The organism is Mucilaginibacter rivuli (assembly GCF_019391655.1).
Lineage (GTDB): Bacteria > Bacteroidota > Bacteroidia > Sphingobacteriales > Sphingobacteriaceae > Mucilaginibacter > Mucilaginibacter rivuli.
The window spans coordinates 71,545-84,582 of the sequence record NZ_JAHXPQ010000005.1 but is presented as its reverse complement, the minus strand read 5'-3'; the positions used below and the strand labels follow the sequence as shown (position 1 = coordinate 84,582).

The 13,038-nt window shown below is 41.7% G+C and carries 10 protein-coding genes; 7 read left to right on the top strand and 3 right to left on the bottom strand.

What is annotated here, in order from left to right; translation table 11 throughout:
* Nucleotides 1–153 precede the first annotated feature (153 nt).
* Entirely contained in the window at nucleotides 154–624 is a 471-nt protein-coding gene (locus KXQ82_RS12940; protein WP_255563652.1) for an OsmC family protein, read from the bottom strand.
* Nucleotides 625–666: 42 nt separating this feature from the next.
* On the opposite strand from KXQ82_RS12940, the gene KXQ82_RS12935 reads away from it, so the two are divergent.
* Both KXQ82_RS12935 and KXQ82_RS12930 read left to right on the top strand, forming a co-directional pair.
* Nucleotides 667–1,239: a Crp/Fnr family transcriptional regulator gene (locus tag KXQ82_RS12935; protein WP_219488816.1), complete on the top strand. Its 573-nt coding sequence runs from the start codon at nucleotides 667–669 to the stop codon at nucleotides 1,237–1,239.
* Between the two features lie 74 nt (nucleotides 1,240–1,313).
* A complete protein-coding gene (locus tag KXQ82_RS12930) occupies nucleotides 1,314–1,751 on the top strand; it encodes a carboxymuconolactone decarboxylase family protein (RefSeq protein WP_219488815.1) in 438 nt (145 codons plus the stop codon).
* A gap of 53 nt (nucleotides 1,752–1,804) precedes the next feature.
* On the opposite strand, the gene KXQ82_RS12925 is transcribed toward KXQ82_RS12930, so the two are convergent.
* A complete protein-coding gene (locus tag KXQ82_RS12925; protein WP_219488814.1) occupies nucleotides 1,805–2,935 on the bottom strand; it encodes a hypothetical protein in 1,131 nt (376 codons plus the stop codon).
* A 63-nt stretch (nucleotides 2,936–2,998) separates the two neighbouring features.
* Complete coding sequence (locus KXQ82_RS12920) at nucleotides 2,999–5,620, bottom strand: TonB-dependent receptor (RefSeq protein ID WP_219488813.1); 2,622 nt, start codon at nucleotides 5,618–5,620, stop codon at nucleotides 2,999–3,001.
* A gap of 313 nt (nucleotides 5,621–5,933) precedes the next feature.
* On the opposite strand from KXQ82_RS12920, the gene KXQ82_RS12915 reads away from it, so the two are divergent.
* The 5 genes from KXQ82_RS12915 (at nucleotide 5,934) to KXQ82_RS12895 (ending at nucleotide 13,023) form a co-directional block, all read left to right on the top strand.
* On the top strand, nucleotides 5,934–6,896 hold the full coding sequence (locus tag KXQ82_RS12915) for a DNA/RNA non-specific endonuclease (protein WP_219488812.1): 963 nt from the start codon (nucleotides 5,934–5,936) through the stop codon (nucleotides 6,894–6,896).
* A 100-nt stretch (nucleotides 6,897–6,996) separates the two neighbouring features.
* Complete coding sequence (locus tag KXQ82_RS12910) at nucleotides 6,997–10,674, top strand: T9SS type B sorting domain-containing protein (protein ID WP_219488811.1); 3,678 nt, start codon at nucleotides 6,997–6,999, stop codon at nucleotides 10,672–10,674.
* A 16-nt stretch (nucleotides 10,675–10,690) separates the two neighbouring features.
* A complete protein-coding gene (locus tag KXQ82_RS12905) occupies nucleotides 10,691–11,593 on the top strand; it encodes a PorP/SprF family type IX secretion system membrane protein (RefSeq protein WP_219488810.1) in 903 nt (300 codons plus the stop codon).
* A 65-nt stretch (nucleotides 11,594–11,658) separates the two neighbouring features.
* Nucleotides 11,659–12,441, top strand: a complete 783-nt coding sequence (locus tag KXQ82_RS12900; protein WP_219488809.1) for a S1/P1 nuclease — start codon at nucleotides 11,659–11,661, stop codon at nucleotides 12,439–12,441.
* A gap of 27 nt (nucleotides 12,442–12,468) precedes the next feature.
* Nucleotides 12,469–13,023, top strand: coding sequence for a tetratricopeptide repeat protein (locus tag KXQ82_RS12895; RefSeq protein WP_219488808.1), 555 nt, complete (start codon nucleotides 12,469–12,471; stop codon nucleotides 13,021–13,023).
* The last annotated feature ends 15 nt before the right edge of the window (nucleotides 13,024–13,038 follow it).

Sequence of the window (13,038 nt, the reverse complement as noted above, 5' to 3'; positions counted from 1 at the left end):
ACAGGTGATAGCTGTAGTAGATTGGAATTACGAATTTGATAATCGGTGGATCGGTTTTTAGTTGAAAACACCCAAGAATACCCAAGGTTTTGGGCGAAACACTGGTTTGGTTTTACGAAAATGATAAATGATCGATTTTTATAATTCGGTCAATCAATCATTAAAAGTATACACCGCCTCATGGTGCACCTGGAAGTTAACCGAGCGGGCTATGTTACAGAGTTTATTGGTATCGTAGTGGAGTTTTTCTAAGAGGGCCTCATCTGGTTTGCCGCTTATGGTGATCTCGGGTTTCAGGGTTACTTCGGTAAATTGCCCGCTGCCATCGGGTGTTACAGCCATGGTGCCTTCGGCTTTGTCAATGTAGGCGGTCACTATCACTTTGTTTACCGAGCATAGGTGCAGGTACCAAAGCATGTGGCAGGCAGACAGGGCAGATAGCAGCATTTCTTCGGGGTTATAACGCGTCAGGCTCCCCCGTACCGATACTTCGGAAGTGCCGGGTATTTCGGGCTTACCTGCAACTTGTATAGTATGGTCGCGCTCATAGGCGGTGTAGGCTTTAGTGCCCTGACCGGTATTGCCGGTCCATGTTATGGTGCTGAGGTAATGGTGTTCTTTCATAACTAAATATAGGTTAATTTTACAAATTATAACCATATAACGATGTACCTGGAGCTTTTAACCCACATTAAACGATATGTAACATTAACGGCGGATGAAGAGCTATTACTTTGCGAAAGCCTTGAAGTGATAAGGCTAAAAAAGAAGCAGTTTTTGTTAGAGCCGGGCAAAATGTGCAAGGGTAATTACTTTATTATAAAAGGCTGCATAAGGCAGTACTTTGTTAATGGCAAACTCAATGAGCAGATCATCCAGTTCGGACTGGAAAGCTGGTGGGTGGCCGATCAGGATAGTTTGCTGAACAAGCAGCCCTCCACAATATATATCCAGGCGATAGAGGATACGGAATTGCTGCTGCTGCCCGAAACTAAAAGGGATGAGTTATTTGAACAAATACCCAAGCTGGAGAGCTATTTCAGGATAATGATGCAGAAGGCCTTTGTGGCTTCACAACGGCGGATAGGGTTTATCTTTAACCAAACAGATGAAGAGCGGTACAGGTACTTTGCAGGGCTGTTTCCCGATTTTTTGCAGCGGGTGCCGCAGTATATGCTGGCATCGTACCTTGGGTTTACGCCACAGTTTTTAAGCCGGATAAGGGCCAGGAAGATATAGCACTTTCTTAACCACAGTTCATTTTTTTAGGGTATGATGTTGCTCAACTTTGTATCAACAAAAAACTAAAAAAGATGAACAGGATCAATATCGGGCAGGAAGACCCGGAAGCTTACAAAGCTATTATGGGGTTGGAGAATTACATTGTAAATTCGGGCCTCACCAAAACACACCGCGAACTGATAAAAATACGTGCCTCACAAATTAACGGCTGCGCCTATTGTATTGATATGCACACCCGTGACGCGCGTAAGGCAGGCGAGACCGAGCAACGTATTTATGGCCTCAGCGCCTGGCGCGATACACCCTTTTATGATGAGCAGGAGCGGGCACTGTTAGCGTTAACCGAAGAGGTTACGCTGATTACCGGCCATGTATCAGACGCTACCTATAATGCTGCTGCCGCGGTATTCGATAAGGTTTACCTGGCAAAAATTATTATGGCGATAATTACCATTAACGCCTGGAACAGGCTTGCTATAAGTACCCAAATGCAACCGGCTAAAGGATAAATAAAAAAGGCTGCCTGTTTTAAACAGGCAGCCTTCTAAGGTATTGCAGTTTGTTATTTTTGAATAATGTATGCAGTACCGTTGAACTTGTATGTTCTGGTTTGCGGTATTACAGGGTTTGCACCCGGGAAAACATAGTAAGTAATTTTATAAGGAATACCGATCACTCCATTAGGTATTTTATGCAATAATATAGCCGCCATTGCCTGTTCAACTTCAGCATTAGTCCAGGTTGTTGAAGATGTTGTAGGGGAGGTGTTAAAATCGCCAAAGGAGGCTACGTTACTACGGGCACCAGATGAACCGATAGTAGTATTATCACGTAGCCAGATATAGTCGGGTGCCAGTTTAATAACTGGTATGGTTATATATACAGTAGGATCGGGAACCCAGGTACCTAAAAGTTTAATAAAATTAAGTTTCATTTTAGGAGCCCAGGTAGTTCCATCGAAAGTTAAAGGTAATACTACCTGAGTTGTAGTGCCGTATTTATAGCTTACATAAATAACATCGCCCGCCTTTGCTGTAGCAATAACATTAGGGTCGGTGGTTAAAAATGTATTTAAGATAGATGGGATATTAGCCAGATCACCAGCAGGAGGGGTGCCGCTCAAAAAATAATTATTTGTACCGCGGTTGGCTAAAGCATATTGCGCAGCAGATACGGTATAAATTTTGTTCCATGAACCTCCAAAGTACAAAAACGAATCAGTAGTTGTTATACCTGTAGCAGGGGTAACATTGGTTAACACATATTGGTACGTAATTACTGCTAATTGATTGGTAACAGGGTTAGGGTATTTGTAGCCTAAAAAAGCTATTATGCCTGCATCATTTAACGGTGCGGCCGTATTACCTGCAACGGTATAGTCAGCAGCAACTAAAGTATAAGCATTGTGCGAAAGCAGGTTATCTGCCACCAAAGCGAAACCGCTTGCTAATGGAAAAGTAACAACAGCAGTGGAGCTATCGCCATAGTCGCTGTATTTTGTATTCAATAAGCCGGTTATGCCCGTATTTGCCAGATCAATTGATGCGTAGGTTGTAGGTACGGCAAAGGTAATTGGCGGCTGGGCCGATGGTTGTACATTGCCATCCAATTGCTTATAAATACCGCTCATTGGGTCGCAAGAGCTAATAAATACAACCGTTATAAAGGCCAGTAAGTAATATATATTTTTCATTTTCCTAATTTTAAAAATTGAACGATCAGACTAAATCTATTTAGTAAACTGTTTTACCTAAAGTTAAAACTTAATTTTCAAAGTTGTAGTGTATGTACGGCCTATACCATAATACACGCCTATTGTACCTGCTGTATTTTGCGCAGGTTGAAAGGCTGTACCGTTCTGATCGTAAGCATCTGATAAATAAGTGGTATTGAACAAGTTGTTTACGTTGCCAATAAATGAAGCCTCCAGGCCTGCAAATTTAAATTTGAAAACAGCGTTCAAATCAAACAGGCTATAGTTTGGTAATTTAAAGGGTACATATTCTACCGTGCTTGAAGTAACATTGCTTGGCGAGAAATATGCGGTATAGTTACCATAATAGTTATAGGTAGAGCCAACTTTAAGTTTAGGCGTAACATTCAGGTCGAAACCAAATGAGGCAGTAGTTTGCGCTGCATCGCCAACATTTAAGCCTTGTATGTAAAGCGTGTTTGATGAACCTGTAAATGTTGAGTTGGGTATATCGCTGGTAACAAATACCGGCCCTGCGTTAGTAAGGTAAGTCCATTTTCCTAATGAGAACATACCCCTAAAGCTAAGGTCTTTGCTTTGCCTGTATCTCATATCAAACTCAATACCCTGGTGTAACTCATTTAAACCGGTTAAGTTAATGGTTAACACTTCGGGGGTGCCGGGGTTAGTTACTTGTTTTGGTGCAACCGAGCGGTCTTTATAAGTTGAGCGGTAAAGGTTCAGGTTAGCTGTAAAATCAGCACTTCTAAAGCCATAACCAAACTCGTAACTAAACAATTTTTCGGGAACCGCGTTAGCATTTATCGTATTGTTTTTGTTTAAGAAAACACTTGATACCAGCGGCGGGCGCTGCATGTAGCCAATATTGAAAAATACATTGTTATGGCTGTCTAAATTATAGTTACTGCCACCCTTTACCTGGTAACCCAAAAAGTTAACGTATTTGGTCATCCTGTTCGGGTCGCTGTTGAGGTAGTTAAAATAATCAATACGTTTATTACCTGTATTTGATGCTGCAATTGATGCAAATGCCGAAAGTTTATTGTTGCGTGAATATTCTGCCTGTAAAAACAAACCTTCAGATGCGATATTGAACTGATAGTTATTATTAAACCTGTCGCCAACAACAGCACGGTGGTAAGGGTTATTTAAATCACCTGTTCCCACATTTGTTGTACTGCTCCGTGCATCGTAAACATATTGACCACCCATAAGGTCTTGTATCTGATAATAGTGCTGCCCTTCATAATATCTTAAATCGGCGCCTGCTAAAACATCAATATATTCACCTACTTTCTTTTTTAACGAACTTATTACTCCATATTGCTGGTGATCATTAGCCTGGTTCCTAAAATAGTTTAATGCTGATCCATCAGTACTGGTAAGGTTGTTTTTCTCTAATGCATTAAAGTCAAGCGGGGAGTAAGCATCACCTGTTCTTGGGTATGCGCCCGGCGAGTTAGGGAATAGGCTGGTGTATTGAGATCCTGATCCGCTGGTAACATACCGCGCAGCGCCTGAACCGTAAGAGGCATAAGCAACTGTAGCCAACTCGGTAGATTCATTAATTGTCCAGCTATGGTTCAATGCCGCTAAAGGTTTGTTGTAATAATTTATTTCGCCGCTTTGTACCTGTCCGTTCCAATAACCCCAGTCCGAGCTGTATCGTATTCCTTCGGGCGATGCCTTATAAGTTGATATTTTGTTATAAGTATAACGTTGACCGTGAATTTGAGAAGCTCCTAAAATATTGAACGATAAGCTTTGCGAGTTTGATAACTTTTTAGTTAAGTTAAAATAATAGCTATAGCCTGTGTAATATAAACCATCGGCATTTCCATCACCGGCTCTGCGGGCCAGCAAAAATGAGGTGGCCCAGCCTTTATCTGATAAACCCGATGAAACAGAAACACCTATTTTATTATCACCATAACTTCCTACCGATCCCAGTAATGAGCCACCTGCAACAGCATCGGCATTACGTGTTGTGATAGCTATAGTACCACCCAATGAAGGGGCTGCTACTTTAGATGCACCTAAACCACGTTGCGCCTGTATTTGCGAAGTTACATCAGCCAAACCTGCCCAATCGCTCCAGTAAATTGTGCCCGACTCAACATCATTGGCAGGTATACCGTTAATTAATAATGCAACGTTATTGCTGCTAAAACCACGGATACTAATACGTGCATCGCCAAAACCGCCGCCTGTTCTGGTAGCCATAACACCCGGGGTTTCTTTTAATACCTCCGGAAATTCCTGGCCGGCACCTTTTTCCTCAATATATTCAGCATTAACTGTCGAAACCGCTATCGGCGTTTTCCTGTCTATAACGGGAGCGTTAATAACAACTTCTTTTAATGCGCCCGAATTAGCGTCGAGCATTACATCACCAAGAGCCTTTCCGCCAACAACTACAATTTCTTTAGATACATAACCTATGTAACTAAATACTAAAGTGTTGCTGCCATCGGGTACTTTTAGTTTAAATGAACCCGTTAACGAAGCAGATGCCGCAGTGGTAGTGCCTTTAACAGCAACTGTTGCACCAATTAAAGGCTCCTGAGTTTTTGAATCGAGTAATTTACCCGTAACAAAATTTTGAGCAGAAACTGCTGTTACGGAGAAAATAAGGAGTACTAATGATAGTAAAAATAATTTCATAGTAATGAATTTGGTGATTTTAGAAAAGTCGAAATTAAGATAAGTTTTCGTTTGGATTATTATGAGCGTATTAGTTTTTGATTAAGTGATTGTTAAATATTTGGTAATTATAAAAAAAAATTTCCTATAGTTTAGTTTTTTTTGCGAATAATTCACAAAAAAAAGTTAAAATTGTATTTTTAACGTTACAATAATAAAAAAATGATTTTTTTGTCTGTTCATCCATAATTTTCCGTTAATTAGTATTTTATTGTGACATTTAACATTAAGTTAATAACATTATCATTTATTTGTACCTCATTATATTAAACATATGAAATTTAAACACTTACTTATCTATGCTGCTACGGTATCAGTTTTTATGGTATCCTGTTCTAAAAATCAAGGTGTAGATACTACAAATCTGGCATATACCACCCCACCGGCCCCGGTAGCCGATGATTCAGGTACAAGTACAGTTACCCCTCCGAGTGGCGTAACCGTAGGGGTAGATGCCCCGCCCATATCAGGCGATAACAGCAATATGCTGATGGGGAACCCATCAGGAGCGGGTAGTGTATCTAATGATAACTTTTTGTTAAACCAAGGTTATTATGTAGAAAGCTATAACGCAACCAAGCAAGAGCCAAACTGGGTTTGCTGGCATTTGGATGCTTCTAACATAGGCGGCACAAAACGTACTGACGCGTTTGCGGGATTTGCGGGTTTGCCTACAGGTGTTTTTGCAGTGCAAAGTGATAGCTATGATTATGCAACTTACGGGTTTGACAGGGGGCACAACTGCCCGTCGGCAGATAGAACAAGCTCTACCGATGCTAACAAAGCTACCTTTTTGATGAGCAATATGATACCTCAAGCCCCAAACAATAACCAACAAACATGGGGTAATTTTGAAGATTACTGCCGCTCATTATTAAGTGCCGGAAACGAGATATACATTATAATGGGTAGTTACGGTACTGGTGGTACAGGTTTGAAAGGGCCGTTTAATAGCATTAAATTCGCTAAATACCCTACCGAAAACATTAACGTTCCAAGCAATGTATGGAAGGTGGCTGTTGTATTGCCTGTTGGTAATGGCGATTTGGCCCGTGTAAGTGCCGCTACAAGGGTTATCTCAATAAATACCCCAAATGTTAACAGCATCAACTCCAACTGGAAGAATTATATTGCTACCATGGCTTCGATAGAAACGGCTACAGGCTATACCTTGCTATCGGCATTACCGCAAAGCGTGCATGATGCGTTAAAGAATAAAGTAGATCCTGGTCAGTAATCGGGCGTTGGTTATCAGTAAGATCTATCCCGGCCAAAGGCTAAGGGTGGGTATTTGAAAATTGTAAAGTAAAAGTTTTAATATCTTAATAAAATAGTACATGAAAAAAAAATTACTCTACCTGCTCTATGCGTTATTCTTTACATTAAGCAGTAGCCTTAGTTACGGTCAGGCGTTTACTGCTACCTATGCTTTCGGAAGTGTTACCTCTTCCACAGGACTTACCGACCCTACGCCTGTTCCAACAGCTACCGGGGTTACATTTGGTAGCTTTTCGGCGGTTTTAGTACAGCAGGTGTATACACCATCAGTGGCACCACCCACTAACCCTGGTGCCGGTGGACGTTTTTCTTTTTCAACCTGGCCTCCGGGTGCTACAACCCTTGTAAATACTTTTACCGGCGGTATAGACCTAAATCAATATTACCAGGTAACTATAACTCCTAACAGCGGTACATCGGTTACACTAAGCACTATGACTTTTGATTTTCAAAGATCAAGTACAGGTGTAAGACAATATGCTGTACGGAGCAGCCTTGATAGTTATGGCGCTAATTTGACAGCATCGATCAATCCGGCAAACATCGAGTTAAGTGTTGTTCCTACCAACATATTTCAAAGCACGGATAATCTTACTGTAGCACAAGTAGGCAGTACGGTAACATTTGATGCCACAGCTTTCGCAAACGTGACGGGGCCAATAACGCTGCGTTTTTATGGTTTTAATGCTGAAGGATCGGGCGGTACATTCAGTCTTGATAACGTAGTTATCAATGGAACATCACAAGCTGCTGCGGCCACACCAACGTTAACTGCCACTACAACCCCTTTAACCACTCCTACATCAATAGATTTTGGTACAACACAAACTGTAAGTACAACATCGGCAGCCAAAACCTTTTCGCTATCAGGCACTAATATACCTGCAGGCGGTGTTACATTAAGTGTTGCTGCTCCTTATTCAATTTCGACAGATAACGGTAGTACTTATGGCCTTACCGGGAGCTATACACAAGCCCAAATGGCAAGTGCGCAAACAGTTTCGGTGAAATTTAATGCGCCTGCTACGCCAGGGGCTACAACCGGTACAGTAGCCATAGCCAGCGGTACGGCTACTGCAACAGTAGCATTAACTGGTACTGCTGCCGCCGCGGCCGTGGCAACACTAACAGCCACGCCAACATCATTGGCATTTGGTAATGTTAATCAGGGTGTTCCATCTGTAAAAACATACACATTATCTGGTGCTAACCTGGGGTCAACCAATGCTGTTGTTACAGCTACAGGTGCGTACACTTTATCAAAATCAAATGCGGGGCCATTTACGGCAACGTTAACCTTTACACCTGCAGAACTTACCGCTGCAACGGCGCCAACTGTATATGTACAGTTTAGTCCCGTAGCTACAGGTGCTGCAAACAGTTCAATTACAACCGCCGATGCTGATGTAACCACGTTGCCTACAGTTACAGTAACCGGTACAGGCGTTGTTCCGGTTTTAACGGCAACAACCACACCGGCAACCACACCAACATCAATAGATTTTGGTAACCAAACAACTGCTACAAACGCAACAAAATCGTATGTATTAACAGGTGCAAATATTATTGCAGGCAGTACCACTACCGTGAGCAGTAATAACGCGATATTTACAGTTTCAAAAACAAACGGATCTGGCTATGCATCATCAATAACCTTTACAGCTACTGAAATAGCTGCAGGGCCAACCGTGTATGTGCAGTTCGCGGCGGGAACCCTAGGGCTTACCGGCGCAACTATTACCAACAGTACTACAGGTACAGGTGCTACAAACGCAACTGTTACTGTAACCGGTACATCGGTAGCGGCACCTGTTCCGTTATTCACACTTAATCCAACAAGTTTAACATTTAGCTCGCTTATTAATTCATCGCCGGCATCACAAAGCTATATTATAACGGGGGCTAATATTTCAGGCGCATCAACAATTACAGCTACGGGCCCATATAGCCTATCTAAAACCAGCGGTGGTACCTATACAACATCGTTAACATATACCACTGCCGATTTTCCATCGGGTTCTGGTACGCAAACCGTGTGGGTTAAATTTTCGCCTACTGTAGTAGCTGTTGGCGGAGTTAATAATGGTACAGTAGGTAATGCCACCACAGGCGGTACCACCCAAACCCTTAACTTAAACGGAACAGGTATTGGTATACCTGCACTAACTGTAGCGCCAACAAGTTTAGCATTTAGCCAGATAATTGGTGGAACATCAACTGCGCAAACTTATACTTTAACAGGCGCGTTTATTACCGCAACAAGTACTACTGTTACAGTTGCTGCACCATACTCTATTTCAAAAACAGGTACAGCAGGTACTTATAGCACAAGTTTATCTTATACAACAGCAGAAATGGCAACACCGCAAACTGTATTTGTTGTGTTTAGCCCAACAGTAGTTGCCGTAGGTGGTGTTAACAACGGTAGCGCTTTAAACGTAAGTACAGGCGCTACAAACCAATCGGTTACTTTAACGGGCACCGGTTTGGCAGTGCCAACATTAACCGCTACAACTACACCGGCTACCACGCCAACAACTGTGGCATTTGGTAATCAATCTATCACTGCTACTTCGGCGGGGTTACCATTTACTTTAACAGGTGCAAATATTACAACGGGTTCATCTACTACAGTAACAGTTGCCGCACCGTTTGCAGTATCAAAAACCAGCGTTGGCGGTTACGGCACATCTATCACTTACACTGCCACCGAAATGGCATCCCCGCAAACTGTTTATGTAAACTTTGCGCCGGGTACCAAAGTATTATTTAACGGCGCTGCAACAATAGCAAGCCCGGGCGCAACAAACGCAACTGTAACTTTAAGCGGAACAGGTATTGACCCGCCAAACGTAGCACCAACATTGGCTGCGATAGCCGACCCGGCAGCTGCTTGTTATACTGCAACACCGCAAACTATCGCTTTAAGCGGCATATCACCTGTTGAAAGTTCACAAATTGCGGTTGTTTCTGTAAGTTCAAGTAATCCCGCTTTATTCGCGTCAATAGGTATATTACCTATAAGTGCAACTACTGCCACGCTTACTTACACGTTTGCACCAGGCATAAGCGGCAGTGCGGTTGTAAGTGTTACCGTAAAAGATAACGGCGGCACACTTAATGGCGGTGTTGATACATTTACCCAAACATTTAATGTTACCTTAAATGGATTAGCAACTGTTGATATTACAAGCAGCGCAGGTACTGACCCGATAGAACTGGGGCAAACAGTTACCTTGACTGCCACAGGTGGTGTAAGCTATTTATGGGATGTTACCAATGCAGCTACATCTTCCGATTTTATAAACGGTAATACAGGTGCATCGGTAGTTGTAAAACCGGGCAAAACCATATTTAACCCGCAAGGTTCAGGAGGCACTTATGCAGGTAATGCCGTTTACAAGGTTACAGCATATAATGCTGCTGGTTGCCCAACAACAAAAACTATTACAATTAACACTTATACAGCCCGTAAACTGGTTACCAACAATGTTATTACTCCAAATGGCGATGGTATAAACGATACCTGGAACATTGTAAATATTGAGTTTTATAAAACTAACAATGTTAAGGTGTTTGATAAAGCCGGTAAAATTGTTTTCAGTCAATCAGGATACCTGAACACCTGGGACGGATCATACAACGGTGCACCGTTAACACAAGGCACATACCAATACGTGGTTGACCTTGGCAATGGTACAAAATACACAGGTTATATCAGCATAGTTAGAGACTAATAATAAAAAGAGCAACATGACATTACAAACATATTCATTCAATAAAGTAGGTATTATAGCGGCTTTTTTAGTTGGATCGGCAATGCTGTCGGTAACAGCGGTAAAAGCTCAGGTTAATCCTTTCGGGAGCCAGTATTACCAAAACCAATACCTGTTTAACCCTGCAATGGCAGGGTTAGATGCCGGTTTAAATGTTAACCTGTCTTACAGTAAACAAAGCTTAGGTGTTGATGGGGCGCAAAACATGCAGGCCCTGTCATTAGAGTACCAGGCAAAAAAAGTAGGTTTAGGTTTAAGTGTATATAATAACATTTCGGGTGTTTTCAGAACTACCCGTGCAGTTGTTACCTACGCTTACCATATTGATCTTGGTGGTAATAATCAAAAACTGAGCTTTGGTTTATCAGGCGGTTTTGTAAATCAGCACCTGGAAATGAGCAATGTTATAGGTACCCAAAATGATCCTACACTGGCACACTACAACGATAGTCCAACTTATTTTGATGGCGATTTTGGTGTAGCTTATACCAATAACAACCTGACCATACAAGGCGCTTTGCCTGATTTGAAATCATTGTCGAATGCTAACAGTACCGCTGAACGCGAACTGTTTTTTACATCGGCCAGTTATAAAATTGGTAACAGCGCAGATATAAGCGTTGAGCCAAAAGTAGTTTTCAGGCAAGTACGTGGTTTTGATAAGATAATTGATGCAGGCGCAAACCTTGCGTTTAGTCAGGGCGCATTTAACTTACAAGCCATGTACCATAGCTCTAAAAGCGCTACCTTTGGGTTTGGTTTACACAAAACTCAATATTCAATATTGGCATTTTATACCACCAACACATCATCGTTAAACGCATATAACAATGGTGATGTTGAGGTTAGTTTGAGGTTCAATTTATTGAAAAGCAAATAAATTACGATATTAATTTCTATTTTAAAATGCTTACTCCGGTAAGCATTTTTTATTTTAAGCAAATTATGAAGAAGAGTTTTTTAGTGCCTGTGTTATTAGTGCTGGCGTTAGTACTGCAATCATGGGGTATAATTGGGCACCGTACTGTAGCTAAGATAGCAGAGAACCACCTTACCTCAAAAGCGAAAGAAGAGATAGCAAAGTTATTGGGAAATGAATCATTACCGGATGTAGCTAACTGGGCCGATGAGATACGATCTGATCAGCGGTATAATTTCACCGCGCCCTGGCATTATGTAAATTTACCAGGTGGCTTAACATTTGAGCAATTTAAGCAAGCTGTTATCACCATGCCGGGCGATAATATTTTTAAGGTGATTGTGGATTGCGAACGTACGTTAACGAGTGATAAAAAATCGAAAGTGCAAAAGGCGATGGCACTAAAATACCTGGTACATTTTATTGGTGATCTGCATCAGCCAATGCACATAAGCCATGCTGAAGATAAAGGCGGCAATAGCATTGATATTAATTTTTTTAATGTGAGCGGTAACCTGCATAACCTATGGGATAGCGCATTAATAGAGCATGCCAAAAACAACGATTACAGTAAACTGGCCCAAGCTTATGATACCGCTACGCCCGAACAGATAAACAAATGGCAGGCAGATGATATTATGATATGGCTGTGGGAATCATACCAGATAAGCAGCATTTTATACGAAGAGGTTAAAGATAATAAGGAGTTAGGCGAAGATTATTACCAGGAACATATTGCCATTTTGCAAAAGCAGATAGATAAGGGTGGCATCAGGTTAGCCGGACAGTTGAATGCGATTTTTAAATAATCAGCGTTAAAGAGTAAACTACACAGGATGCGATCAGTATTTGTTTTTATGTTGCTATCGGGATTTTGCCTTTGTGCGAGCGCCCAAACCGTTTATGATAAGTACGTTGATTTTAACGATGCCATTATACAACACCATCCGGATAAGGCTATGGAACTGGGTACCGGAATACTAACCGGCAACGAAAAACTCCCTGCCAAAACACAAACTAAGTTTTACGCCTTTATGGCAAAGCTTTATGAGGATAGCAAACAACCAGACAATGCGATAAAATACTATGAACTGGTTGTTTTGGCTGAGCCCGATTATTATATAGCACATAGGGCATTAGGCTACTTGTACCTGGATAAGGCTAAAGTAGCGCTATTAAGCAGTAATTATGAAATAGCAATACAACACAATAAATGGTTGAAGTTAGCCATACCACACCTGGAAAAAGATGAAGCTTGTAATCCCGATAAGGAAGGGCTTGATATGATAAAAAAATTATATGGGAGCTTAAATGATAAGGAAGGCCTCAAAACTTTAGATACCCGCTTAAAGCAGATGGGCGCCGGGTGTGTTGATCTGCTAACTGATTAGTTACGTGTCGCCTTT